Annotated in this window: 24 protein-coding genes; 8 read left to right on the top strand and 16 right to left on the bottom strand. The window is 68.7% G+C overall.

Annotation, left to right across the window (positions count from 1 at the left end; genetic code table 11):
* Window positions 1-14 precede the first annotated feature (14 nt).
* From H1Q64_RS18835 to H1Q64_RS18805, 7 genes are all read right to left on the bottom strand, one after another.
* Complete coding sequence (locus tag H1Q64_RS18835; protein WP_237905123.1) at window positions 15-2,291, bottom strand: xanthine dehydrogenase family protein molybdopterin-binding subunit; 2,277 nt, start codon at window positions 2,289-2,291, stop codon at window positions 15-17.
* A complete protein-coding gene (locus H1Q64_RS18830) occupies window positions 2,288-3,286 on the bottom strand; it encodes an FAD binding domain-containing protein (protein ID WP_237905122.1) in 999 nt (332 codons plus the stop codon). Before H1Q64_RS18830 ends, H1Q64_RS18835 begins: the two co-directional genes overlap by 4 nt.
* A complete protein-coding gene (locus tag H1Q64_RS18825) occupies window positions 3,283-3,819 on the bottom strand; it encodes a (2Fe-2S)-binding protein (RefSeq protein WP_237905121.1) in 537 nt (178 codons plus the stop codon). Before H1Q64_RS18825 ends, H1Q64_RS18830 begins: the two co-directional genes overlap by 4 nt.
* 180 nt (window positions 3,820-3,999) lie before the next feature.
* A complete protein-coding gene (locus tag H1Q64_RS18820; RefSeq protein WP_237905120.1) occupies window positions 4,000-5,613 on the bottom strand; it encodes a hypothetical protein in 1,614 nt (537 codons plus the stop codon).
* Between the two features lie 215 nt (window positions 5,614-5,828).
* Window positions 5,829-6,482, bottom strand: a complete 654-nt coding sequence (locus tag H1Q64_RS18815) for a metal-dependent hydrolase (RefSeq protein ID WP_237905119.1) — start codon at window positions 6,480-6,482, stop codon at window positions 5,829-5,831.
* A 213-nt stretch (window positions 6,483-6,695) separates the two neighbouring features.
* Complete coding sequence (locus H1Q64_RS18810; RefSeq protein WP_237905118.1) at window positions 6,696-7,115, bottom strand: hypothetical protein; 420 nt, start codon at window positions 7,113-7,115, stop codon at window positions 6,696-6,698.
* A gap of 26 nt (window positions 7,116-7,141) precedes the next feature.
* Entirely contained in the window at window positions 7,142-7,441 is a 300-nt protein-coding gene (locus H1Q64_RS18805; RefSeq protein WP_237905117.1) for a cupin domain-containing protein, read from the bottom strand.
* Window positions 7,442-7,685: 244 nt separating this feature from the next.
* On the opposite strand from H1Q64_RS18805, the gene H1Q64_RS18800 reads away from it, so the two are divergent.
* Window positions 7,686-9,563 (top strand): DEAD/DEAH box helicase, encoded by a 1,878-nt coding sequence (locus tag H1Q64_RS18800; RefSeq protein ID WP_237905116.1) that lies wholly within the window; start codon window positions 7,686-7,688, stop codon window positions 9,561-9,563.
* A gap of 90 nt (window positions 9,564-9,653) precedes the next feature.
* Entirely contained in the window at window positions 9,654-10,037 is a 384-nt protein-coding gene (locus tag H1Q64_RS18795) for a response regulator (protein ID WP_237905115.1), read from the top strand.
* Between the two features lie 10 nt (window positions 10,038-10,047).
* On the opposite strand, the gene plsY is transcribed toward H1Q64_RS18795, so the two are convergent.
* Genes plsY through H1Q64_RS18765 form a run of 6 tightly spaced genes read right to left on the bottom strand, consistent with a single transcriptional unit; the run spans window position 10,048 to window position 14,830 of the window.
* Window positions 10,048-10,641, bottom strand: a complete 594-nt coding sequence (gene plsY / locus H1Q64_RS18790) for a glycerol-3-phosphate 1-O-acyltransferase PlsY (protein WP_237905114.1) — start codon at window positions 10,639-10,641, stop codon at window positions 10,048-10,050.
* 4 nt (window positions 10,642-10,645) lie between these two features.
* Complete coding sequence (locus tag H1Q64_RS18785) at window positions 10,646-11,950, bottom strand: dihydroorotase (protein WP_237905113.1); 1,305 nt, start codon at window positions 11,948-11,950, stop codon at window positions 10,646-10,648.
* On the bottom strand, window positions 11,943-12,905 hold the full coding sequence (locus H1Q64_RS18780; protein WP_237905112.1) for an aspartate carbamoyltransferase catalytic subunit: 963 nt from the start codon (window positions 12,903-12,905) through the stop codon (window positions 11,943-11,945). The genes H1Q64_RS18785 and H1Q64_RS18780 overlap by 8 nt, the downstream gene beginning before the upstream one ends.
* Window positions 12,906-12,960: 55 nt before the next feature.
* Window positions 12,961-13,467 (bottom strand): DUF6644 family protein, encoded by a 507-nt coding sequence (locus tag H1Q64_RS18775; RefSeq protein WP_237905111.1) that lies wholly within the window; start codon window positions 13,465-13,467, stop codon window positions 12,961-12,963.
* A 34-nt stretch (window positions 13,468-13,501) separates the two neighbouring features.
* Window positions 13,502-13,858, bottom strand: a complete 357-nt coding sequence (locus H1Q64_RS18770; RefSeq protein ID WP_237905110.1) for a DUF6152 family protein — start codon at window positions 13,856-13,858, stop codon at window positions 13,502-13,504.
* A 30-nt stretch (window positions 13,859-13,888) separates the two neighbouring features.
* Window positions 13,889-14,830 carry a transcriptional regulator GcvA gene (locus tag H1Q64_RS18765; RefSeq protein WP_237905109.1) on the bottom strand — a complete coding sequence of 314 codons (942 nt, stop codon included), beginning with the start codon at window positions 14,828-14,830 and terminating at the stop codon, window positions 13,889-13,891.
* 167 nt (window positions 14,831-14,997) lie between these two features.
* Here H1Q64_RS18765 and H1Q64_RS18760 point away from each other — a divergent pair, with 167 nt between their 5' ends.
* Both H1Q64_RS18760 and H1Q64_RS18755 read left to right on the top strand, forming a co-directional pair.
* Window positions 14,998-15,255, top strand: coding sequence for a DUF1127 domain-containing protein (locus H1Q64_RS18760; RefSeq protein ID WP_237905108.1), 258 nt, complete (start codon window positions 14,998-15,000; stop codon window positions 15,253-15,255).
* A 37-nt stretch (window positions 15,256-15,292) separates the two neighbouring features.
* Window positions 15,293-15,709 (top strand): GFA family protein, encoded by a 417-nt coding sequence (locus tag H1Q64_RS18755; RefSeq protein WP_237905107.1) that lies wholly within the window; start codon window positions 15,293-15,295, stop codon window positions 15,707-15,709.
* A gap of 36 nt (window positions 15,710-15,745) precedes the next feature.
* Here the strand turns inward: H1Q64_RS18755 and H1Q64_RS18750 are convergent, their stop codons facing one another.
* Entirely contained in the window at window positions 15,746-16,675 is a 930-nt protein-coding gene (locus H1Q64_RS18750; RefSeq protein WP_237905106.1) for an AEC family transporter, read from the bottom strand.
* Window positions 16,676-16,682: 7 nt separating this feature from the next.
* The gene (gene ruvX / locus H1Q64_RS18745) at window positions 16,683-17,258 is read right to left on the bottom strand and encodes a Holliday junction resolvase RuvX (RefSeq protein WP_237905105.1); all 576 of its coding nucleotides are present in this window, start codon (window positions 17,256-17,258) and stop codon (window positions 16,683-16,685) included.
* Between the two features lie 135 nt (window positions 17,259-17,393).
* Here ruvX and H1Q64_RS18740 point away from each other — a divergent pair, with 135 nt between their 5' ends.
* On the top strand, window positions 17,394-17,933 hold the full coding sequence (locus H1Q64_RS18740; protein ID WP_237905104.1) for a GNAT family N-acetyltransferase: 540 nt from the start codon (window positions 17,394-17,396) through the stop codon (window positions 17,931-17,933).
* A gap of 37 nt (window positions 17,934-17,970) precedes the next feature.
* Here H1Q64_RS18740 and H1Q64_RS18735 read toward each other — a convergent pair whose 3' ends face one another.
* Window positions 17,971-19,647, bottom strand: a complete 1,677-nt coding sequence (locus H1Q64_RS18735) for a methyl-accepting chemotaxis protein (protein WP_237905103.1) — start codon at window positions 19,645-19,647, stop codon at window positions 17,971-17,973.
* A gap of 267 nt (window positions 19,648-19,914) precedes the next feature.
* Between H1Q64_RS18735 and gatC the strand changes: the two genes are divergently transcribed.
* Genes gatC through gatB form a run of 3 tightly spaced genes read left to right on the top strand, consistent with a single transcriptional unit; the run spans window position 19,915 to window position 23,156 of the window.
* Window positions 19,915-20,202 carry an Asp-tRNA(Asn)/Glu-tRNA(Gln) amidotransferase subunit GatC gene (gatC, locus tag H1Q64_RS18730; protein ID WP_014198426.1) on the top strand — a complete coding sequence of 96 codons (288 nt, stop codon included), beginning with the start codon at window positions 19,915-19,917 and terminating at the stop codon, window positions 20,200-20,202.
* Window positions 20,202-21,683, top strand: coding sequence for an Asp-tRNA(Asn)/Glu-tRNA(Gln) amidotransferase subunit GatA (gatA, locus tag H1Q64_RS18725; RefSeq protein WP_237905102.1), 1,482 nt, complete (start codon window positions 20,202-20,204; stop codon window positions 21,681-21,683). The genes gatC and gatA overlap by 1 nt, the downstream gene beginning before the upstream one ends.
* A 21-nt stretch (window positions 21,684-21,704) precedes the next feature.
* A complete protein-coding gene (gatB, locus tag H1Q64_RS18720; RefSeq protein WP_237905101.1) occupies window positions 21,705-23,156 on the top strand; it encodes an Asp-tRNA(Asn)/Glu-tRNA(Gln) amidotransferase subunit GatB in 1,452 nt (483 codons plus the stop codon).
* Window positions 23,157-23,218: the final 62 nt, after the last annotated feature.

Genomic DNA, 23,218 nt, shown 5'->3' with positions numbered 1-23,218 from the left:
ACCACCCGCCCTCGTCAGCGAAGACCCGCCAGCACCTTGTCCAGCGTGATCGGGAAGTCGCGCACGCGCACGCCGGTCGCGTGATGGATGGCGTTGGCGATGGCGGCGGGAACGCCGACGATGCCGATCTCGCCGACTCCCTTGGCGCCCAGCGCGTTGACCATGTCGTCATGCTCCTCGACGAACAGTACGTCGATCTCCGGCACGTCGGCGTTCACCGGGACATGGTACTCCGCGTAGTCGTGGTTCATCACGCGGCCAAGCCGGTGATCGGTGAAGGCCTCCTCCTCCAGCCCCATGCCGATGCCCCAGACCACGGCGCCCTGAATCTGGCTGCGCGCCGTCTTGGGGTTGATGATGCGGCCGGCGGCGATGGCGCTGACCACGCGCGATACCCGGATGGTGCCGAGATCCTCGTCCACCCGGACCTCCACGAAGACCGCGGAATGGGTGGCGAAGGTGTGCCGCGCCCGCGCCAGCAGATAGGGCAGGGCGCGCGCCTCCTCCTCGATGGACAGGGTGCCGGAGCCGCGCATCACCTCGGTGATGGACAGCCGCCGCGCCCGGTCGTCCCGGACGATGAGATGGCCGTCGGCGAAGAGAACGTCCGCCTCCGCCACGCCCTTCAGCGGGCTGTCGTCCAGCTTCCCGGCCAGCGTGATCAGCTGTGACCGCACCCGGTCGCACACCGCCTTCACCGCCGACCCGACGGTGGAGACGGTCCAGGACCCGCCCTCGATGGGGGCGGTGGGAAGCGAGGAATCGCCCAGGCAGAAGGTCACCTCCTCGATCGGCAGGCCCAGCACGTCGGCGGCGATCTGCGTCATGACGGTGTAGGTGCCGGTGCCGATGTCGGCGGTGGCGCTGGACACCACCAGCTTGCCGTCGACGCCCAGGACCGCCTTGGCGGCGGCCTGCCCCTGCATGGCGTCCCATACGCCCGCCGCCATGCCCCAGCCGATCAGTTCGCGCCCCTCGCGCATGGAGCGCGGCGCGGGGCTGCGCTTCGCCCAGCCGAACCGCTCCGCCCCGTGCTGGAAGCAGGCGCGCAGTTCCTTGCTGGAGAAGGGGTTTCCGGTGTTGGGGTCGGTCTCCGCGTAGTTCTTCAGGCGAAGCTCCACCGGGTCCATGCCGAGCTTGCAGGCCAGCTCGTCCATGGCGATCTCCAGGGCCGGGACGCCGGTCGCAGCCCCTGGCGCGCGCTGGTCCAGCGGCGTGTGCACGTCCAGCCGGGTCAGCTTGTAGTCCAGCCGGACGTTGTCGCAGGCGTACTGCTGGCCCGACCAGTTGACGACGATCTCCACATAGTTCTCGTTTTGGGAGCTTTCCTGCACCGCCTCGTGGATCAGCGCCCGCAGCGTGCCGTCGCGGTCGGCGCCCAGCGCCACCCGCTGGATGGTTTCGGGCCGGTGGCCGAAGCTGAACATCTGCGGGCGCGACAGCTCCACCCGGACGGAGCGTTTCAACTGCGTCGCCGCCAGCATGGCCATGAAGAGCTGGTGCTGCGGCCGCAAGCCGGAGCCGAAGGCGCCGCCGACGAAGGGCGACATCACCCGCACCGCGGATTTGGCCAGGCCGAAGACGTTGCAGACATAGGTGTGGCAGTTCTGAGCGCCCTGGGTCTTGTCGTGGACGGTCAGCGTGCCGTCGTCGTGGTGCAGGACGGTGGTGGCGTGCATCTCCATCGGGTTGTGGTATTCCGCCGCCTGGGTGAACTCCGCGTCCACTTGGACGGGCGAGTCCAGGAAGGCTTGCTCCGGGTTGCCGCGGGGCTTCGGCGGGGGCTCGAAGCCGCCCTTGTCCTTGCCGGGGGTGAAGCTGTTCGCGCGGTTGGCGCGCAGGTCGGTCTGGTGGGGAGCCGCCTCATACTCGATGTGGACGAGGCGGGCGGCGTAGCGGGCCAGCTCGAAGCTCTCGGCGATCACCAGCGCCACCGGCTGGAGCGCGTGGTGGATTTCCGCGTCGTAGAGCGGGCGGAAGGGCGCTCCCTTGGGCGCGTCGTCGTCCTTCCATTTGCGGTCGAACCAGGCGAGGCTCGGCCGGTTCTCGTGGGTGAAGACGTGGATGACGCCGGGCAGAGCCAGCGCTGCTGCCGTGTCGATGCGGGTGATTCGCCCGCGCGCGATGGCGCTGGAGACGATGCAGCCGTGGGCAAGGTCCGGCAAGGTGAACTCGGCGGCGTAATGGGCGTCGCCGGTCACCTTCTTGCGCCCGTCCACCCGGCTGACGGGCTTGCCGATGGGGCCGTTGGGCTCCGTCAGGAAGCCGGGGATGCTGGGAATGGCGATCATGGACGGGGCGCTCCCTTGCGCTCGGCGGCTTCGGTCAGGGCACGGACGATGGCGCGCTCGGCCAGTTCGATCTTGAAGCTGTTGTGCTCGTGCCCCTTGGCGTCGCGCAGCAGAACACGCGCGGCGGCGCGGAACCGGTCGGGCGTGGCGGGCTTCCCGACGAGGGCGGTTTCCGCCTCCGGGTCGCGCCAGGGCTTGTGGGCGACCCCGCCCAGCGCCAGGCGGGCCTCGCGGACGGTGCCCCCATCCATCTCCAGCCCCGCCGCGACCGACACCAGCGCGAAGGCGTAGGAGGCGCGGTCGCGGATCTTCAGATAGGTCGAATGCTCGGCGAAGCCCCTGGCCGGCAGGTCGATGGCCGTGATGAGGTCGCCCGGCCGCAGGACCGTGTCGATCTCCGGGCGGTCCCCGGGCAGGCGGTGGAACTCGGCGAAGGGGATGCTGCGCTCACCCTCCGGCCCGGTCACCTGGACCACCGCTTCGAGCGCTGCCAGTGCGACGCAGAGGTCGGAGGGGTGGACGGCGATGCAATGGTCGCTGGCGCCCAGGATGGCGTGGATGCGGTTCACCCCGCCGATCGCGCCGCAGCCCGACCCCGGCTCCCGTTTGTTGCAGGGGGTGGCGGTGTCATAGAAGTAGTAGCAGCGGGTCCGCTGCAGCAGGTTGCCGCCGTTGGTCGCCATGTTGCGGAGCTGCGCCGAGGCTCCCGCGAGAATCGCCTTGGACAGCATGGGGTAGCGGGTCTGCACGCGCTCGTCATAGGCGGTGTCGGCGTTGCGCGCCAACGCGCCCAGCCGCAGTCCGCCCTCCGCCGTCTCCTCGATCCGGTCCAGCGGCAGGCGCGAGATGTCGACCAGCCCTTCCGGCCGCAGCACATCGGCCTTCATCAGGTCGAGCAGATTGGTCCCCCCGGCGACGAAGGCCGTCCCGGAGGCGCCGGCCCGCCCGATCGCGTCCGCCGCGCTGTCGGCGCGGGCGTAGGTGAAGGATCTCATGGCGCGCCCTCCGCCTTCGGGGCGGCGGTGGCCATGGCCTGCCGGATCGCCGCGACGATGTTGGGATAGGCCCCGCAGCGGCAGAGGTTGCCGCTCATCAACTCGCGGATCTCGTCGTCAGTGGTGGCCTTGCCCTCGGCGATCAGCCCGGCGGCGGAACAGATCTGGCCCGGCGTGCAATAGCCACACTGGAAGGCGTCATGCTCGATGAAGGCGTCCTGGAGCGGGTGGAGCGCGTCGCCGGTGGTCAGCCCCTCGATGGTGGTGACCTTGCGACCGTCCTGCATCGCCGCCAGCGTCAGGCAGGAGTTGATGCGCCGCCCGTCCACCAGGACGGTGCAGGCCCCGCACTGGCCGTGGTCGCAGCCTTTCTTGGTGCCGGTCAGGTCGAGATGCAGGCGTAGCGCGTCCAGCAGCGTCGTCCACGGCGCGAGGTGAAGCGTCCGCTCCACCCCGTTGACGTTCAATGTGACGGGAATCGGTGCTGGGGGCGGCGCGGGGGCCGGGCGCAGGCTGGCCTTGAGCGGTGCCATGGAGACTCCGGATCTGCGGGGGAGCGCCGGACGCCGCCACGAACAAGGGCTGCGCCGGCGTCATATGTCCGGACCAACAGGAGGTTGGCACCGCCGTTCCGCTCTTGGCATGAACGAGCCGGGAACGGGGGATTCAGCATTCTTCACAACGAGCAAAAGACAGCGTTGCGGCGGTCGTCGTTACTTTTTCGCAGGACCGGCGATGCCGGACTTCTCCGCGGCGTCCAGCAGGGTGACGACCTCCGGGGCCACCCACCAGCGGCAGCGCTTGCGCTCGTCGCTCGACACGGCGATGACGCGGTCGATCAGGCGGGTTTCGGCAGCGCCGAACGTCTTCTGCTGCCGCAACGCCGCTTCGATCACCCCGGCCAGCGCGATGTCGAGCGCGGTGATCTCGACGGGATAGCTCAGCATGTCCGCCAGATCGGCGAGCTGGCCGAGCGTCCGCAGCCCTTCCGCGGCGCCGGTGGAGGACAGGCGGCGGAAGACCGTGGCGACGTGGTTGCCGTCCTCGGCCCGCCACGGCTTGCCGGACGACACGATGCCGCGCCGCGCCAGCTGCGCCTGGAACTCGTTGACGAAGCGCACGCGCTCCATCAGCGGGTCGAGCACGCTGTGCATGGTCAGCGCCTCGATCCGCCGGGCGAGGACGGGGGCGAGGTCCTCGTGCACCGCGTTGCTCAGCTCGCGGAACGCCTGATGAACCATGTTGCGTTCGCGGTCGGTGGTGTCCAACTCCAGCGCGTGGACGGCGTCGTACCAAGCCAGGAAATGCTGGAGCTGGGCGGAGGGATGGTCGCAGTCGTCCACCGCGTCCGCCACCAGCAGGCCCGGCTTGCTGAGGAAGCTGCCGGTCAGCGTGGTCTTCAGCGCTTCCGCGGCGACAAGAAGGCGCCCGATGATCGCGTCCTTCGCCACGGCGACGGGGAAGGCTTCGAAGAGGCGGATTGCCAGGGCGGCGTCGTCGCGCCGGTGCAGGCCGGCCACGGCGAACATGGCCGCCCCGTCGCGCGTGCAGTCGCCGCGGCGCACCATCTCCCGCGCCAGACGCACCGGGTCGCCGTGCAGCAGCGACGGCAAGGGCTGGTCCGCCCAGGCGGGGGCCGCCAGAAGGATGGCTTCCATCCGCTCCAGCTCCGCACGGGCGACGCCTTCGCGCTGGCGGACGCCGTGGCGTTTCAACATCTGCGCGCGGAAACCCGACACCTCGGCCAGGAAGGCGGTCGCCTCCGTCGGCGTGGCACGCAGGCGGGCCAGCACGGCGAGGCTGCGCTGGCGCAGCTCGTCCGCCCAGCTCTGCGCCTCGGCGGAGGCGAAGATCTCGTTCAGCGGCTGGTCCTTGGCGAGGCGGGCCACCGTCTCCTGGACGCGGCCGACCAGCGGCTCCATGCGCGGGGCCAGGGCGAACCACCAGGCGCTGACGTCCGCCAGATGAAGAGCGCCGGCCAGCCGAACCCCGCTGGTCAGCAGGGAATCGTCGCGCAGAATCAGGGCGTCGAACAGGCCGGTCCAGACGCGGCGCGCGTGCTCGGACCGCCGCCCGTTCAGCATGGTGACCAGCATCTGGGCGACCGGCTCGGCCATGTCCTCCAGATACCCGTCGCGGATCATCTTGTAGAGCTGGAGCTTCTGCCCATGGTCCAGCGGGGCCAGCACGTCGGAGACACGCTTCAGGCTGTTGTCCTGTCCGCCGGGCAGATCGGGCAGCGCGAGGTGGAGCGGCATCGCCGTCGCCGCATCGGGCGGCACGCCGTCGGCCGCCTGCGTCTCTTTCGACATCCGGAGCTTTGCCATGGTCGGATCCGTCCGCATCGCAGCGTGTGGAAATTCAATCTAAGATCGATTGGATATGGTCACTAGAATATGCCTAAAAAGCCTAACGAATCGCTAAGCGGTGACAAAGACAGATTTTCGCGGTCTCTATGACGAAATGTGACAAGGTTGACGAAACGAAAGCAAAGATGAGTCATTGACCGTTACATTAAAAACACAACCCAAGCGCTCATGCCTCATCCTTTCAGTGGACGGCTCCTTGCCTGCTCCACGGGCTTGCGGGCGGGGATGGGGGGTGCGCTGCGCTCCCGCCCTTCCTCCCCGAGGAAGCCCTGCGCCGCGACGACGGCGGAGCGCCACGGGCGGTCCATCGCCATCCAGTTCTCGAAGGGCAGGCGGTCGAGGGGCAGGCCCGGCCAGGACGCGGAGAACAGGCCGGAGATCATCCAGCCGGCCAGCAGGGTGACCGCCAGCTGCTCCGAGAATCCGCCGGTCTTCAGGATGGGGAGCGCGAAGTTGCGCCGCCGCTTGATCGGCCAGAGCAGAGGCAGCCCCGCTGGAGTCAGCAGGTCACCCGCCAGATGGGTCAGATAGCCGATCAGGAAGGGCAGGATCAGGTGTGAGTAGTCCGCGTACTCGTGCAGGACCCACAGGCACCCCACGATGGCCAGCGTGGAATGGGTGACGCCGCGATGCCCGAAGACGGCGGAGATCACGTTCGACAGTGGCCGCATCAACTGGCCGAGCGTCGATTTGGGATGGTCGATGTCCGGCGCCAGAGACCCGATCACCGCCGCTCCGAACGCTACCACGTCAAAGGGCAGGCCGAAGCGCGCCGAGGTGTAGAACCACGCCGCCCCGCCGACGATCATGTGGGAAGAGGCCATCATGGGCAGTCACCGCAGGACGAGCGATGAGGCACAGGGCGTCAGAACGCGCGAAGGCTGTGCCTGGGTGACGGCCACTCTGTCGGATACTCCCGGATTCCTAGTTCCTAACACTAGGACAGAAGTCGCGCCCACACAATCCCGGCCTGATCAAGAGGGATTCCGAAATGACATGGCGCCTATGCGTTCACGGGCGTCCGTGATGGAGGTACGCCCTCAGGCCGCCGGGCCGCGGCTGCAGGTGGCCCCGATGGCGCGCAGGGCGTTGCGCACCCGCCCAACGCTCTCGCGGTCCGGCAGGCTGTACCAAGTGATCGTCAGGGCGACCGGTGCGGCGCGGCGCAGGCCATGGACGTCGCCGGGAGCGGCCTCGACGACGCGGCCCTGGCTGCCGACGAACCAGCGCCAGCGCTGGCCCTCCCCGTCGGCCAGCGATTGCCAGACCTCACGGGAGTCCCGGTAATAGGCCCCGCCCCCGGCGTCCGCCGCGTCGGCGTAGAGGTAAAGCGGGTTCTCCGGAGACAGGGAGAGCAGCAAATGCTGGACGGACCGCGGCCCGCCGGAACGGATGACGGCGTCGGGAAGCGGCTCGTCGCCGTCCTGGCCATAGTCGAACATGGTGGAGCCGCGGTGCATCGGTCAGTCGGATCGGGCGTGAAGGGTCAGCCGGGCTGGAGGAATTCGACCTCGACGAAGACGATGTCGCTGTCGCCGTCGTTGATGACGTTGTGGCTGACGCCGGCCTTGCGGAAATAGGAGCGGCCCGGCTCCAGCGGGAATTGGCGGGCGTTGCCGTCCGGATCGACGATGGTGAAGGCGCCGGCCATCACCGGAACGATCACATAGTCGTAGCCATGCACATGGGCGCCGGTCTCCGCCCCCGGCACCAGACGCCATTCGGTGACGCGGGTGCGCTCGTTCTCGACATGCTGGGTGGAAACCGCCTGCGGACGGGTGCTCATTTCTCGGTGCCCTCCTTGGTCTTCTCGTTGGGACTTTGCAAAAGAACAATTCGTGTACCACGAAGCCCGACCCGCGCCCAGACCGAAGCGCACCCAGCGTCTTTCCTTCGGACTCCTTTGGCGAGCGCCCCCCTCCTTTGGGGGAGTCCTACCTACGATTGAATCCGTGACCCGACGACTCCCCCCAGCTTAGCCTTCCCGGTCCGTACCGCGCAAAACCGTCAGGGAGGGGCGACAGGCCGGCATGCCAGCGTTGAGGAGCCACCAGACCATGGTCGCCGGCGTCGCCGCGGCCATCGCGCAGCGGCAGACCGACGTGCGGGACGTTCTGGCCGCGGTGACGCCGGGTGGAGGAAAATCGCTGCTGCCGGTGATCATGGGGGCGGCGCTGATGCGCGCCGGGCTGATCGACCGCATCTGCTGGATCGTGCCGCGCGACAGCTTGCGTCGGCAGGCCGAGGAAGCCTTCGCCGACCCGCGCTGGCGCGAGGCGCTGGGCCACGGGATCGCGTTGCGGGCGGCAGAGAACGGGCGCGATCCCTGCCGCGGCCTGCAAGGCTATGTGACCACCTATCAGGCGGTTGCCGCGGCTCCGGACCTGCACCTTCAGGAGTTCCGCCGTCACCGCTACCTGCTGGCCGTGGACGAGCTGCATCACCTGCCTGCCGTTGCCGACACCGGAACGGCGACCACGGCGGAGGACGAGACCGCCTGGAGCCGTTCCATTCTGCCGCTTCTGGAAAGCGCCGCCGCCCGGCTGCTGATGAGCGGTACGCTGGAGCGGGCGGACGGGCGACCCATCCTCTGGCTGCCCTACCGCGCTCCGCAGGGGGTGCGGCGGGTGCGTGAGATCGATTTCAAGGCGCCGGGCTGGGCCATCGTCGGCTATTCGCGGCGGCAGGCGTTGGCCGAGAAGGCGATCCTGCCGGTGACCTTCGGCGCGATGGACGGCACCGCGACATGGCTGGACGCGGAGCGGACGACGCGCAGCGTCGACGCGCTGTCCCGCGCCGGGGAGAACACCCGCGACGCCCTGTTCACCGCGCTGCGCACCGGCTTCGCTCAGGCCATGCTGCGCGAGGCCTACCGCTCCTGCCGCGAGCACCGAGCGAAGCGGCGCGCGGCGGCGAACGGATCGGACGGTGCGGGGCTGGGCAAGCTGCTGGTGATCGCGCCAGACCAGGAAACCGCCCGCAACTATCTCGACACGCTGCGCGGCTGGATGCCCGGGGCTCAGGCGGCGCGGATGGCGCAGATCGCCATTTCCGAACGGCGCGACGCGCAGGAGGTGGTGGCCGCCTTCCGCCTGCGCCCCGAACCCGCCGTGCTGGTGTCCGTCGCCATGGCCTACGAGGGGTTGGACGCGCCGGCCATCTCGCACGTCGCCTGCCTGACCCACATCCGCTCCCGCCCCTGGCTGGAACAGGCCATCGCGCGGGCCACCCGCGTCGATCCCCACGCCGGCGCCTACGAGCAGCAACGGGCGGTGATCTACCACCCCTCCGACATGATGTTCGAGCGGTTCCGCCAGATGGTGGAAACCCAGCAGGGCACGCGGGCTATGGTGAAGACCCGGCGCCAGCATGAGCTGCCCTTCGAGCGCACGGTGGAGGCGGAGCCGGAGATCATCCCGCTGGAATCCAATGCGACGGCCCTGCGCTTCGCCATGGTCGCTCCCGGCCCCGATTTCGGCAACCCGTCGCCGGGGCGCGATTCCGCCGACCGCCCCTCGGCTGAGCGCCCCTCAAAGGAAGGGGTGCAGGTGCCCAGCGCGGTGGAGCATCATCTTCGCCAGCGCATCGGCCAGATCGTGGCGGCCCAGGTGATCGAGGACCAGGACAACAACCTCGTCGCCGAGGGGCCGGTCAGCTACCACACCTACAACGCCGTGCTGAAGCGCTGCATGAACAAGGCGCGGTCGGAGATGACGCTGTCGGAACTGGAGGCCGCCCTCGGCTGGCTGGAGCGCAACCGCATTTCCGACCATCTGCATCTGATCGCCGACGACCCGCAGTACCGCTGGTCGAGCCGCCGCAAGGCCCGTGGGGCGGGTTCGGTCACGGCCTTTTCAAAACCATCCCGCCGGACGCCACCCCATGGTACGGTGAAGCCGGCGTCCTAAATAACGCCCGCCGACACACTTTTTTGCAGGAGCGAAGACACCGGCCTTCGTGGAGAGTGTCGGCCCGTTCGCCACCCGTGGAGGTTCCTGGTGCGTTTCGCGAGGCCGCTCAAGATTCTTCTCGTGGAGGATGACTCGCTCACCGCCATGGCGATGGCCCGCATGCTGGAGATGGCCCATTGCACGGTCACCACCGTGACGGACGGGGAGGCCGGTTTGAGCGCCCTAGCCGACGGTTCCTTCGATGCGGTGATCACCGATCTGGTGATGCCCCGGCTGGGGGGCGAGGCGATGATCCGCCAGTTGCGCCGCGACTGGCCCGACCTGCCCATCGTCGTCCTGTCGGCCTCTCCGCCCGATGACGGGATATCCGGCCTGCAGGACAGGGAGGGCGGTCCGCTGGTGATCCTGAGGAAACCCGTCCTGGCGGGGGAGTTGCTGACGGCGATGGAGCGGGTGTTCGTGAAGACCTGACCGGGGGGGATCAGGCCTTCTTCTTGCCGAAGCTGATCTTCGGCTCCTCGCCCTTCAGCAGGCGCGTGATGTTCGCGGAATGGCGGATGGCGACCAGCACGGCGATGAACAGGCAGAGACCCGCCACCAGCGGTCCGCCGAAGATCCAGCCGAAGATCGGGCTGAGGCCCAGCGCGGTCAGGGCCGACAGCGACGAGATCTTGAACAGGAAGGCCATGGCGAGCCACGTCGCGCAGGCGATCACGCCGACCGGCCAGGACACCGCCAGCAGCACGCCGAGTGCCGTCGCCACGCCCTTGCCGCCCTTGAAGCCGAGCCAGACCGGGAAGCTGTGGCCCAGCATGGCGCCGCCCGCCGCGAAGACTGCGGCCTCTGGCCCCGCCCAGGCGATGGCGAGCAGGGCGGCGATGGCGCCCTTGCCGCTGTCCAGGATCAGGGTGGCGGCGGCCAGCGGCTTGTTGCCGGTGCGCAGCACGTTGGTGGCGCCGATGTTGCCGGACCCGATCTGGCGGATGTCGCCCAGGCCGGCCAGCCGCGTCAGCACCAGCCCGAAGGGGATCGAGCCCAGCAGATAGCCCAGAAGGGCCGAGATGAGGAGAGTCACCCGGTCAGCCCTCGAACTGCCAGACGGTGCGCCCGTCCACCACGGTGCGCAGCGGACGGCCCTGGACGGGGCGATCCTCAAAGGGGCTGTTCTTCGACTTCGACTTGAAGGCTGCCACGTCCACCTTCCACGGCACCTCCAGGTCGAAGGCGATCAGGTCGGCGGGCGCCCCCTTGGCGATGCGGCCGAGCGGCAGGCCGAGGAGTTCGGCCGGCTTCACGGTCACGCAGGCCAACGCCTTCAAAAGCGGCATGGCTCCTTTGTGCACCAGCTCCAGCGTCAGCGGGAACAGCGTTTCCAGCCCGATCACGCCACAGGCGGCCTGGGCGAAGGGAAGGCGCTTCTGGTCCTGGTCCTGCGGCGTGTGGTCGGAGGCGATGGCGTCGATGGTACCGTCGGCCAGACCTTCCACGATGGCCCGCCGGTCCATCTCGCCGCGCAGCGGCGGGGAGACCTTGGCGAAAGTGCGGTAGTCGCCGACGTCCGTCTCGGTCAAGGCGAAGTAATGCGGGGCGGTGTCGCAGGTGACCTTGAGCCCGCGCGCCTTGGCGCGGCGGATCAGGTCCACCGACTCGCCGGTCGAGACGTGCGCGAAGTGCAGCCGGCCACCGGAGAGTTCGAGCAGGCGCAGGTCGCGCTCGATCATGATGATCTCGGCTTCCCGCGGAATGCCGACGAGACCGAGGCGGGTGGCCCGCTCGCCCGAATTCATCATGCCGCCGCTGGCGAGGCTCGGCTCCTCCGGATGCTGGACGATCAGCTTGTCGAAGGTGCGGGCGTAGCTGAGCGCGCGGCGCATCGCCTTGGCGCTGGCGATCGCCTTGGTGCCGTCGGTGAAGGCCACGGCCCCGGCGCGGGACAGCAGGCCCATCTCGGTGATCTCGTTGCCCTCGGTCCCGCGGGTCGCGGCGGCGTAGGCGAAGACCTTGACCAGACGCACCTCGCGGGCGCGCCGGGCGATGAACTCCAGGCTCGCCACCTCGTCGGTCACCGGGTCGGTGTTGGGCAGCAGGACCACGGCGGTGATGCCGCCGGCCACCGCGGCGCGCGACGCGCTCTTGATGGTGTCCTTTTCCTCCTCGCCGGGCTCGCCGATCAGGACGCGCATGTCGACGAGGCCGGGGGCGAGGCACTGGCCCTGCAGGTCCACGACCTCGATCCCCTCCGGCACGCCGTCGGCGAACAGGGACGGGCCGAAGTCGGCGATCTTCGCGCCTTCGGTCAGCAGGTCGCCCCGCTGGTCCAGGCCGCTGGCGGGGTCGAGCAGGCGGGCGTTGCGGTAGGCGACGCGGGCGTTGGCGTTAGACATCGGTGCCCCGGCGGTCTCGGGTGAGAAGGTCGAGCACGGCCATGCGGACGGCCACGCCCAGCTCCACCTGATCGAGGATCATGGAGCGCTTGAGGTCGTCGGCGACCTCCGAATCGATCTCGACGCCGCGGTTCATCGGGCCGGGGTGCATCACCACCGCGTGCGGCTTCGCCACCGCCAGCTTCTCGTAGTCCAGGCCGTAGAAGTAAAAGTATTCGCGGGTCGAGGGGACGTACTGCCCGCTCATCCGCTCGGTCTGGAGGCGCAGCATCATCACCACGTCGGCGTCCTTCAGGCCGGTCGCCATGGAGTGGTGGATTTCGACGCCCAGCCGGTCGATCTGCGAGGGAATCAGTGTCGGCGGCGCCACGACGCGGACGCGGGCGCCCATGGCGTTCAGCAGATGGATGTTGGAGCGCGCGACGCGGCTGTGCAGGATGTCGCCGCAGATCGCCACGATCAGCCCGTCGAGGCTGCCGAGGCGGCGGCGGATCGCCAGCGCGTCCAGGAGCCCTTGCGTCGGGTGCTCGTGGTGGCCGTCGCCGGCGTTGATGACCGAACAGTTGACCTTGTCGGCCAGCAGCTTCACCGCCCCCGAATCGGCGTGGCGAACGACCAGCGCGTCGAGGTGCATGGCGTTCAGCGTCATCGCCGTGTCGATCAGCGTCTCGCCCTTCTTCACCGAGCTGCCGTCCGACGACATGTTGATCACGTCGGCGCCGAGCCGCTTGCCGGCCAGCTCGAAGCTGGTGCGGGTGCGGGTCGAGTTCTCGAAGAAGAGGTTGACGATCGTCCGCCCGTCGAGAAGCGACGACTTCTTCGTGGGCTGGCGGTTCTGTTCGACGTAGCCGTCGGCGAGGTCGAGGATGGTGGTGATCTCGCCTGCCGTCAGCCCCTCGATGCCAAGGAGGTGGCGGTGCGGGAAAACCGTCGTGGAATGGGGCGATCCGGTCATGGGCCGGGACTATAGGAGCGGTCCCGGACGCCCGCAAGCGCGCCCTACGCCCTTTTTAAAGGTAGGCGATGAGCCGCCCGCAGGCCAGGACGCCGACCCACAGCGCGAGCGAGGCGGCACCCACGAACCGGGCGCCCGGCGGGGGGCGGTCCGCCAGGCTCCACTCGGCCATGCGCCGCCCGACGAGCCCGTGGAAGGCCAGGATGTTGAGCAGGGCCAGCACGATCAGCCCCAGTTTCGCCAGGAAGGCCGGGTTGCGGGCCAGCGCCGTCGCCTCCGTGGTGAAGAGGAGGAAGCCGGTGGGCACCGCCAACGCGAAGCCGGTCACCGCCACCGGCAGGAGCAGCCGCGCCAGCGCATCCGCCGGCAGCAGCGGCGCCCGGATCCCGATCAGACGCAAGTCGAAGGCCAGGATCGCCCCGACCAGAAGCGCGAATCCGAGGATGTGCGTGATCTCGACCAGCGGATAGAGCCAGACCGACTGGCGCAGCGACTCGCCGAGCCCGGATGTCTCCAGCGCGACGAGCCAGCCGGGGCCGGCGGGTCCGAGATCGTGGTCCATGCGTGGGGCCGCCGTCAGTGCAATCCGGCCGCCGTCAGCGCAGCTCGACGGTCTTGTCGGCGGCGGTGATGCGCTCCGCCCGCAGCTCCGCCGGGTCGGACTTGGCAGGATAGCCGACCACCGTCACGGTCTGACCGGGCTTGATCGAATCGGCGGGCAGGCCGCGTGTGCTCATCCGGCTGGGCGGGGCGAGCACGACGTGCCAGACCTTGCCGCCGGCCTGGAGGTTCAGCATCGCGTGCGGGTTGTTGAAGGCGATCTGCTGCACGGTGCCGGTCAGCGTCATCTCCTGGCCCGATTCATAGCCGCCCCAGCCATGGTGGGCGGCGGCGGGCCAAGCCAGCGAAGCGGACAGGAGGGCGGCGAGGGCGAGTGGGCGTGCGTGCGTCATGGCGCATCCTTTCCCCGGTCAGGCGTCTGTTCAGGCGTCTGGGGTAGAGGTTGTGGCGGACTCCGCCGCGGACAAGGTCCGGCTGTGATCGGCGGTGGCTTCCTCGAACAGCCAGTCGCGGAACGCTTTGACCTTCGGACGCGCGAAGTAATGGGGCGGGGCGGCCACATAGTAGGCATAGTTGCCTGGCAGATGGACGTCGAACAGCCGGACCAGCCGCCCGGCGGCGACATCGTCCGCCACCAGGACGCCGCGGGCCAGCGCCACGCCGCCGCCCTCCGCCGCGACCTGGAGGAGCAGCGCCGAATCGTCGAAGCGCGGGCCGCGGGCGTGGTCCAGTCCGGCGATCCCGGCGGCCTCGCCCCAGGTGCCCCAGGTGATGAAGTAGTCGTCGTGGAGCAGCGTGTGGTGGCGCAGATCCTCCGGACAGCACAGGGGGCGGGGGCCGTTCAGAAGGGACGGGCTGCACACCGGGTAGATGTCCTCGGTCATCAGCCGCTCGCACCGCAGGCCGGGCCAATTGCCGGCTCCGAAGCGGATGCCGATGTCGACATCCTGCTGGGTGAAATCCACGAGCTGCGGGGTGGTGTGCAGCCGCACCTCCAGCTCCGGATGGCGGGCCTGGAAGCGGCCCAGCCGCATGACCAGCCACTTCGCCGCGAAGCTGGGCATGGTGGAGATGGTCAGTGCGCCGGACCCGTCCATGCGGAACAGCCGCTCCGTCGCCTGCGACAGCGTGTCGAGCGCATCGCGCACCGGCGGCAGATAGGATTGCCCGGTCTCGGTCAGGATCAGCGCACGGTTCATCCGGCGGAACAGCGGCATGCCCAGCCATTCCTCCAGCCCCTTGATTTGATGGCTGACGGCGGCCTGGGTGACGTGAAGCTCCTCCGCCGCCTTGGTGAAGGACAGGTGACGGGCGGCGGATTCGAAGGCGCGCAGAGCGTTCAGCGGCGGCAGGCGGCGGGCCATGGAGCGACTCCGGGACTCGGGCTTCGGATTAGTTTTCCTAATCCAAACTATGAGAAAGCGTCGTTTGTGCGCAAGGACCGGGTGGCCCATCCTCCAGTCACGGAACACAGTCCGGAACGTCGGGCGACAGGCACCGACAACGACCGGACACAAGAGGAGACGCGGTCATGGCCCAGAGCATGAATGACGGCATGAACGGCAGCATGAACACCCGCATCGACGCGCAGGAGCGGCCCGGCCAGGGCAGCGCCATTCATGGGATCGGCGGTGCGGTGGTCGCCCTGTTCGACACGGTGGCGACCTGGAACGAGCGGCGGCGCCAGCGGCGCGCGTTGGAGGCTTTGCCCGATCATCTGTTGCAGGACATCGGTCTGTCCCGCGCCGACGCGGTGACCGAGGCCGACAAGCCCTTCTGGCAGGGCTGACTCATCCCTTATCGAGGAAACGGACGGGAGCGGACCGATGAGCGACGGCGGAGTTCTGACGGGCGGGTGTCTTTGCGGCGCCGTTCGGTACGACGTGACCGAGCGGCCCATGGGGGTGGTGAACTGCCATTGCGGCCAGTGCCGACGCTTTCACGGCCATTTCGGCGCCTACATCACCATTCCCCGTGAGACGGTGGCGGTGTCCGATGCGGAAGGCACCCTGTCCTGGTACCGCTCCTCGGCGAAGGCGCGGCGGGGCTTCTGTTCGCGCTGTGGGTCGTCGCTGTTCTGGAGCGGCGATGAGTCCGACCTGTTCGACGTTGCCGCCGGGAGCCTGGACCAGCCGACGGGATTGGCGACGCTCCGGCATATCTATGCGAAGGACAAGGGCGACTATTACGCCATTGACGACGGGTTGGAACGCTTTCCCCAAGGAGCACCCGAACCGCCGTGAACCGTTGGCGGAGAGTGGGCCATGGCCGCTTGGTCATCATCCCGCCAAGGCGACAACCAGCGGCAGCGTGGCGGCGGAGGCGAGAGTCTGAACGGTGATGATGCTGGCCACGAGCGCGTGGTCGCCGCCCATCTGCCGCGCCAGGACATAGGAACTGGCCGAGCAGGGCAGGGCGTTGAACAGCACGGCGATGGTCAGCGGCAGCCCGTCCACCCCCAGCCACAGCCCGGCGAGCGCCGTCGCGGCGGGGACCAGCAGCAGCTTCAGGACGCTGGACAGCGCCACGCCGAGCCCGGCGCCGCGCGCCGCGGCGAGGTCCAGCCCGGCACCGACCGACAGCAGCCCCATGGGCAGGGCGGCCCGCGCCAGAATGCCCACCACGTCACTGACCACCGGAATGCGGCCGATCCCACTCAGGTTCAGGGCGGCGCCGATGGCGACGGCGATGATGATCGGGTTGCGGAGGATGCCGAAGACGACCGCGCCGACGCCGTTGCGTTGCGGCGCTCCGTCCGCCACGCGCCCATAGCGCACCATCGCCGTGACGCAGAGCAGATTGACCAGCGGCACCACCACGGCGATGCCCACCGCTGTCAGTGTCAGCCCGGCGGACCCGTAGAGCGCGCTGGCCCCCGCCAGCCCGACATAGGTGTTGGGCCGGATCGCCCCCTGGAAGACCGAGGTGAAGGCCGGACCGTCCAGCCCGATCGGGCGACGGACGGCGAGCGCCAGGGCGGCCCCGGCGAAGATCCCCACCGTCATCGTCCCGCCCATGGACCCCATGGACAGCGCGCGCAGGTCGGTGCGCGTCAGCTCGTCCACGATCAGGCAGGGAAAGAACAGCAGATAGGTCAGCCGGTCGAGCGACGGCCAAGCGGAGTCGGGGATCACGGCGCGGCGGCGCAGCCCCTGGCCGAACAGGATCAGCAGGAAGATCGGGGCCAGCGCCCCGGTGATGGGCAGCATGGAGCCGTCAGGCGTCCCCGTGGTCGCCGCTGTGGCCGCCGCCGCTGTCGCCGCCAATGTCGTTGTCGTACTCGTCGCGCTCCCGCTGTTCCCGCTCCATGCGGCGGATGTGGGCCAGCGCGTCCAGCGCGCCTTGCAGGATGTAGGCGGCGGCCATCTTGTCCACCACCTCGTCCCGGCGCTTGCGGGTCATGTCGGCCTCGCCGATCATGAAACGCTCGACCGCGGAGGTCGACAGCCGCTCGTCCCAGAAGGCGATCTCGGCGTCCCAGCCCAGTAGGTCGGACCGCTCCATAAGGTTCTTGGCGAAGGCGCGGGTGGATTCGGCGCGCGGCCCCTCCGACCCGTCCATGTTCAGCGGCAGGCCGATCACCAGCCCCCCGATCCCGTAATCGCGCAGCGTCCGCGACAGCTCGCGGGCGTCCTGGGTGAACTTCGTCCGCTTCAGCGTTCCGATCGGCGAGGCGACGACGAAGTTCGGGTCGGACACGGCCATGCCGACGGTCTTGGTGCCGACGTCGAGGCCGAGCAGGCGCTGGCCCCGGCCCAGGCGGGCGGCCAGTTCGGGAAGCGTGTGGATCATGCCGCGAACCATAGAAGCCACAAGCCGGAACGGCAAGTCCGGCGAAGATGTTGGGCGATGCGACGGCGCAGCGAAGCCGCTTGAGTTGTTTTCCGGCGTACTTATTCTATCACGCATGAATTCCGGAGTTCGTCCATGTCCACTGCCGCACCGGCTCCACCCCCCGCCTCCGCGTACAGCCACCGCCCCCTGTCCGATGCCGACATTCCCCACATCTGCCGGTTCCCCCATGATCGGGAGGAACTGTATTTTCTCTTTCCCCGCGCCACGTGGCCTCTGACACCGCAACAGGTGCGCGATTCCCTGGCCTTGCGCCGCGATCCCACGGTGGTGCTGCGCGGCGGCGAGGTGGTCGGCTATGCCAACTTCGCCACCTTCGAGGAGGGACGCAGCGCCAGCCTGGGCAACGTCAGCGTGGCACCCTGGGCGCGACGAACGGGCGTGGCGAAGCGCTTGGTGCGGACCATGATGGACCGTGCCTTCGACCATCACGGCTTGCCCGAGCTTGTGCTGCGCTGCTTCAACACCAACACGCCGGGGCTTCTTCTCTACGCCGCGCTGGGCTTCGTCCCGATCACCATTGAGGAGCGGACGGCGCCCTGGGGAAACCGGCTTGCTCTCTTCACCCTGCGCATCGACCGGGCGGGCTGGAACGCGGGCCGTGGCGAGGGGTGACATGGCCCTTCTTTCATCGCCGGGCGTCGTCGCAAGGTCAGGCGCTGCGGATGCGCTGAACGAACTCGTCCACCGACCGGCGCATCGCCTGGGCGTGGTCGCCCAGGCTGTTGGCGGCCTCCAGCACGTCGGCCGCCGCCTGCCCGGCCTCGCGGGAGGCGTCGTTCACCTGCAGAATGCTGCGCGAGGCGTTGGCGGTGCCCTCGGCGGCCTGCTGGACGTTGCGCGAGATCGCCCCGGTCGCCGCGGACTGGCGTTCCACGGACAGGGCGATGGCCCCGGCGATGTCGTTCACCTGCCGCACCGTGTCGGCGATGTCGCGGATCGCCGACACGGCGTCGTGGGTTTCCTCCTGGATCGCCTGGATCTGGGCCGCGATCTCCTCGGTGGCGCGGGCGGTCTGGTTGGCGAGGCCCTTCACCTCGTTGGCGACGACGGCGAAGCCCTTGCCGGCCTCACCGGCGCGGGCGGCCTCGATCGTGGCGTTCAGCGCCAGCAGGTTGGTCTGCGACGCGATCTGCTGTATGAGCTGAACCACGCTGCCGATGCGCTCCGCCGTGCCGGACAGGCTTTCCACCGTGGCGTTGGTGCGCTGCGCCTCCTCGAGCGCGGCCCGGCTGGTGCGGGCGGCGCTGTCGACCTGCTGGGCGATCTCGGCGATCGAGCCGCTCAGCTCCTCGGTGGCGGAGGCGACGGTCTGGACATTGCCCGACGCCTGTTCGGTCACCGTGGCGACGGACGACGCCTGGGCCGTCGTCCGTTCGGCGATGGCCGTCATGCTGCGCGCGCTGCCCTGGAGCTGGCCCGCCGCCGCGGCGACGGCGCTGACCATGTCCCGAACGCCGGTCTGGAAGGAGTCGGCCAGCTCGTTCATCAGCCGCCGCTTCTCCGCCGCGGCCCGCTGGTCGGCCTGCCGGGCTTCCTCCTCCATGGCGCGGTTGCGCTGGAGGCTATCCTTGAAGACCAGCATGGCGCCGGCCATCGCGCCGATCTCGTCGCGCCGGTTCTGCGCGGGAATGGCGATGGAGAGATCCCCGTCGGCGAGCCGGCGCATGGCCTCGGTCATGGCGCGCACCGGTCCGGCCACCGAGCGGGTGGTGAGCAGCGCGGTCAGCAGCAGGATCGCCGTCATCGCCAGCGAGATCGACACCCCGATCATGCCGTAGCGTTCGGCGGTGTCGTCATACTCCTTGTCCGCTTCCCTGGCCTCGTGGGCGGTGGAGTCCTTGATCTTCTCGTAAAGCTCGGACATGGCGGCCAACTCGCGGTCGATCCGGTCGTCCATGGTACGGGTCCGCGCGTCGGCGGGGCCGCTGCGCAGGATGGGCAGCATCTCCATCTCGAAGATGTCCACGGCGGCCCGGAAACGCCGCTCGGCCTCATCCGCCCAACGACGCTCCTCCGGCGTGTCCATCACCTCGGCGGTCTTTCGGATGTAGAGTTCGGCGTTCCGGCGGACGGCTTTCCACTGCTCCTCGTGTTGCGGGGCGTAGCCGTTGATCTGCGCGTCGGCCACGATCTTGTAGAGGCGTCCGTCATAGCCGGCGAGTTCGGTCAGCGTCGTGGCGTCGGCGACCCGCCGCATTCCCTCCTGCTGCAGGTCGCTCAGCCGCGTCATGGCGATGGTGTTGAACAGGGCGACGGCGGCGAAGCCCGCCACGCCGATGCCGAAACCAAGGAAAAGGCGTTTCGCCAGCGTCAGTGATGCGGTCATCGAGAGCCTGCCGGGTTGGGTGCGATGGGGTGGCTTCGGCGCGAGTTCGTTTCGTATGTTGGACAATCTAACAGGGAACCCGCCCCCGCACCATGCGGCGTCGGTTCCGGAAACCTTTTGCCGCGCGTCCTCCTCGCGGTGCCTTCCCGCCGCTTGTCCTGGGCTGAGCCGCCGATGGAAGGGATATCCCTGAATCATTGCGGTAATAGAATTCGGGTGATAGCTTCCAAGCCGTTTTTCCAGACGTTTCGGAAGAGAGTGGAAGGCATGTCGCTCGACAAGGCCACCGTGGCCAAGATCGCGCATCTGGCCCGCATCAAGGTGCCGGACGATGAACTGGATCACCTGGCGGGTGAGCTGAGCCAAATCCTGACCTTCGTCGAACAGTTGGGCGAGGTCGACACGCAGGACGTGCCGCCGATGACCAGCGTGGCCGCGCAAACCCTGCGCCGCCGCAAGGACGAGGTGACCGATGGCGGTTACCGCGACGCCGTCCTCTCCAACGGCCCGGAGACGGCCGAAGGCTTCTACGTCGTTCCGAAGGTGGTCGAGTGATGACGGGACTTACGCATCTGACCATGGCGGCGGCCCTCGACGGCCTCGCCAAGAAGGAGTTCACCGCGGTCGAGCTGACCGAGGCCCACGTCAAGGCGGTGGAGACGATCCGCCCGCTGAACGCCTTCATCACCGAGACGCCGGAACAGGCGCTGGCCATGGCCAAGGCGTCCGACGCACGCCGCGCCAAGGGCGAGGCCGGCCCGATGGAGGGTCTGCCCATCGCGGTGAAGGACCTGTTCTGCACCAAGGGCGTGCTGACCACCGCGGCCAGCCACATCCTCGACGGCTTCAAGCCGGAGTATGAGTCCACCGTCACCAGCAACCTGTGGCGCGACGGCGCCATCATGCTGGGCAAGGTGAACCTGGACGAGTTCGCCATGGGCTCGGCCAACATCACCTCCCACCACGGCAACGTGATCAGCCCGTGGAGCCCGGGCGAGGTCGGCAACTGGTCGCGCCAGATCGTCCCCGGCGGCTCGTCGGGCGGCTCGGCCGCTGCGGTGGCCGCGCGCGCCGCTCTTGGCGCCACGGGCACGGACACCGGCGGCTCGATCCGCCAGCCCGCCGCCTTCACCGGCATCGTCGGCATCAAGCCGACCTACGGTCGCTGCTCGCGCTGGGGCGTGGTCGCCTTCGCCTCCTCGCTGGACCAGGCCGGGCCGATGACCCGCACGGTCGAGGACGCGGCGATCATGCTGCGCTCGATGTGCGGCTTCGACCCGAAGGACTCGACCTCGGTCGACATGGCGGTGCCGGACTTCCGCGCCGCGCTGACCGGTGACATCCGCGGCCTGAAGGTCGGCATTCCGAAGGAATACCGGGTGGAGGGCATGCCCGCCGAGATCGCCGCGATCTGGGACCAGGGCATCGAGTGGCTGAAGCAGGCCGGCGCCGAGCCGGTGGAGATCAGCCTGCCGCACACCAAGTACGCGCTGGCCACCTACTACATCGTCGCTCCGGCCGAGGCGTCGTCGAACCTCGCGCGCTACGACGGCCTGCGCTACGGCCTGCGGGTCGAGGGCGCCAGCCTGAAGGACATGTACGAGAACACCCGCGGCGCCGGCTTCGGCAAGGAGGTCCGCCGCCGCATCCTGATCGGCACCTACGTGCTGTCGGCGGGCTATTACGACGCCTACTACAACAAGGCCCGTCAGGTGCGCACGCGCATCAAGTGGGACTTCGACGAGGCGTTCAAGCAGTGCGACGTCATCCTGACGCCGACGGCGCCGAGCACCGCCTTCGCCATCGGCGAGAAGATGGACGATCCGATCCAGATGTACCTGAACGACGTGTTCACGGTCCCGGCCTCGCTGGCCGGCCTGCCGGGCATGTCGGTTCCGGCGGGCGTCGGGTCGGACGGGCTGCCGCTGGGGCTCCAGCTCCTGGGCCGGCCCTTCGATGAGGAGACCGTCCTGCGCGTCGGTCAGGTCATCGAGAAGGCCGCCGCCGTCACCGCCACCCCGCCGTTCATGGCCTGAGCCGGACGAGAGAAGAGACCGATGTCGTACATTCAGGGCGAAACGGGCGATTGGGAAATCGTGATCGGGCTGGAGGTCCACGCCCAGGTCATCTCGAACGCCAAGCTGTTCTCCGGCGCCGCCACCGCCTTCGGCGCGGAGCCGAACAGCCAGGTCAGCTTCGTCGACGCCGCCTTTCCCGGCATGCTGCCCGTCATCAACGAGCGTTGCATCGAGCAGGCGGTGCGCACCGGCCTGGGGCTGAAGGCGCAGATCAACCTGCACTCGGTGTTCGACCGCAAGAACTACTTCTACGCCGACCTGCCGCAGGGCTATCAGATCAGCCAGTATCTGCAGCCCATCGTCGGCAAGGGCGAGATCGTGCTGGATCTGCCGGACGGCTCTTCCCGCACGGTCGGAGTCACGCGCCTGCACCTGGAGCAGGACGCCGGCAAGTCGCTGCACGACCAGCACCCCGCCAAGACCTACATCGACCTGAACCGGTCGGGCGTGGCGCTGATGGAGATCGTGTCGGAGCCGGACATGCGCACCGCGGAGGAGGCCGGCGCCTATGTGCGCAAGCTGCGCTCCATCCTGCGCTACCTCGGCACCTGCGACGGCAACATGGAGGAAGGCTCCATGCGCTGTGACGTCAACGTGTCGGTGCGCAAGCCGGGCGCGCCCTTCGGCACGCGTTGCGAGATCAAGAACGTCAACTCGATCCGCTTCGTGATGCAGGCGATCGAGTACGAGGCGCGCCGCCAGATCGAGATCATCGAGGAGGGCGGCAAGATCGACCAGGAGACGCGGCTGTGGGACACGACCAAGTTCGTGACCCGCTCCATGCGCTCCAAGGAAGAGGCGCACGACTACCGCTACTTCCCCGATCCGGACCTGCTGCCGCTGGAACTGGATCCGGACTGGGTCGAGGACATCAAGCGCACCCTGCCGGAACTGCCGGATGACAAGAAGGCCCGCTTCATCAGCGAGTACAAGCTGTCTTCCTATGACGCCAACGTGCTGGTGTCGGAGAAGGCCCGCGCCGACTTCTACGAGGCGGTGGCCAAGGGGCGTGACCCGAAGCTGGCCGCCAACTGGGTCACCGGCGAGCTGTTCGGCTATCTGAACAAGGCCGGCAAGGAGATCGAGGAGAGCCCCGTCTCGGCGGAAAATCTCGGTGGCCTGATCGACCTGATCGCTGACAACACCATCTCCGGCCGAATCGCCAAGGAGGTGTTCGAGGCGATGTTCGAAACGGGTGAGAAGCCTGCCGACATCGTCGAGAAGAAGGGCCTGCGCCAGGTCACCGACACCGGCGCCATCGAGTCGTCCATCGACGCCGTGCTGGCCGCCAACGCCGACAAGGTGGCGGAGTTCCGGTCGGGCAAGGACAAGCTGTTCGGCTTCTTCGTCGGTCAGGTCATGAAGGCGACCCAGGGCAAGGCCAACCCGGCCCTGGTCAACGAAATCCTGATGACCAAGCTGAAGGGCTGATTGGGAAGCGGTTGTGACGCCGTGCCATGGCATGGTGCGGCGTCATAACCGTTGATTTTGTT

It is taken from the genome of Azospirillum brasilense, from assembly GCF_022023855.1.
Classification (GTDB): domain Bacteria; phylum Pseudomonadota; class Alphaproteobacteria; order Azospirillales; family Azospirillaceae; genus Azospirillum; species Azospirillum brasilense_F.
Note: the sequence above shows the minus strand (reverse complement) of the source record. Positions and strands in the feature narration are given on the sequence as shown.

What these genes read in the sequence shown, in the direction of transcription:
- H1Q64_RS18835 (WP_237905123.1), bottom strand. Translation starts at nt 2,291, where the DNA reads ATGATCGCCATTCCCAGCATCCCCGGCTTCCTGACGGAGCCCAACGGC.
- H1Q64_RS18830 (WP_237905122.1), bottom strand. Translation starts at nt 3,286, where the DNA reads ATGAGATCCTTCACCTACGCCCGCGCCGACAGCGCGGCGGACGCGATC.
- H1Q64_RS18825 (WP_237905121.1), bottom strand. Translation starts at nt 3,819, where the DNA reads ATGGCACCGCTCAAGGCCAGCCTGCGCCCGGCCCCCGCGCCGCCCCCA.
- H1Q64_RS18820 (WP_237905120.1), bottom strand. Translation starts at nt 5,613, where the DNA reads ATGGCAAAGCTCCGGATGTCGAAAGAGACGCAGGCGGCCGACGGCGTG.
- H1Q64_RS18815 (WP_237905119.1), bottom strand. Translation starts at nt 6,482, where the DNA reads ATGATGGCCTCTTCCCACATGATCGTCGGCGGGGCGGCGTGGTTCTAC.
- H1Q64_RS18810 (WP_237905118.1), bottom strand. Translation starts at nt 7,115, where the DNA reads ATGCACCGCGGCTCCACCATGTTCGACTATGGCCAGGACGGCGACGAG.
- H1Q64_RS18805 (WP_237905117.1), bottom strand. Translation starts at nt 7,441, where the DNA reads ATGAGCACCCGTCCGCAGGCGGTTTCCACCCAGCATGTCGAGAACGAG.
- H1Q64_RS18800 (WP_237905116.1), top strand. Translation starts at nt 7,686, where the DNA reads ATGCCAGCGTTGAGGAGCCACCAGACCATGGTCGCCGGCGTCGCCGCG.
- H1Q64_RS18785 (WP_237905113.1), bottom strand. Translation starts at nt 11,950, where the DNA reads ATGTCTAACGCCAACGCCCGCGTCGCCTACCGCAACGCCCGCCTGCTC.
- H1Q64_RS18780 (WP_237905112.1), bottom strand. Translation starts at nt 12,905, where the DNA reads ATGACCGGATCGCCCCATTCCACGACGGTTTTCCCGCACCGCCACCTC.
- H1Q64_RS18775 (WP_237905111.1), bottom strand. Translation starts at nt 13,467, where the DNA reads ATGGACCACGATCTCGGACCCGCCGGCCCCGGCTGGCTCGTCGCGCTG.
- H1Q64_RS18770 (WP_237905110.1), bottom strand. Translation starts at nt 13,858, where the DNA reads ATGACGCACGCACGCCCACTCGCCCTCGCCGCCCTCCTGTCCGCTTCG.
- H1Q64_RS18765 (WP_237905109.1), bottom strand. Translation starts at nt 14,830, where the DNA reads ATGGCCCGCCGCCTGCCGCCGCTGAACGCTCTGCGCGCCTTCGAATCC.
- H1Q64_RS18760 (WP_237905108.1), top strand. Translation starts at nt 14,998, where the DNA reads ATGGCCCAGAGCATGAATGACGGCATGAACGGCAGCATGAACACCCGC.
- H1Q64_RS18755 (WP_237905107.1), top strand. Translation starts at nt 15,293, where the DNA reads ATGAGCGACGGCGGAGTTCTGACGGGCGGGTGTCTTTGCGGCGCCGTT.
- H1Q64_RS18750 (WP_237905106.1), bottom strand. Translation starts at nt 16,675, where the DNA reads ATGCTGCCCATCACCGGGGCGCTGGCCCCGATCTTCCTGCTGATCCTG.
- ruvX (WP_237905105.1), bottom strand. Translation starts at nt 17,258, where the DNA reads ATGATCCACACGCTTCCCGAACTGGCCGCCCGCCTGGGCCGGGGCCAG.
- H1Q64_RS18740 (WP_237905104.1), top strand. Translation starts at nt 17,394, where the DNA reads ATGTCCACTGCCGCACCGGCTCCACCCCCCGCCTCCGCGTACAGCCAC.
- H1Q64_RS18735 (WP_237905103.1), bottom strand. Translation starts at nt 19,647, where the DNA reads ATGACCGCATCACTGACGCTGGCGAAACGCCTTTTCCTTGGTTTCGGC.
- gatC (WP_014198426.1), top strand. Translation starts at nt 19,915, where the DNA reads ATGTCGCTCGACAAGGCCACCGTGGCCAAGATCGCGCATCTGGCCCGC.
- gatA (WP_237905102.1), top strand. Translation starts at nt 20,202, where the DNA reads ATGACGGGACTTACGCATCTGACCATGGCGGCGGCCCTCGACGGCCTC.
- gatB (WP_237905101.1), top strand. Translation starts at nt 21,705, where the DNA reads ATGTCGTACATTCAGGGCGAAACGGGCGATTGGGAAATCGTGATCGGG.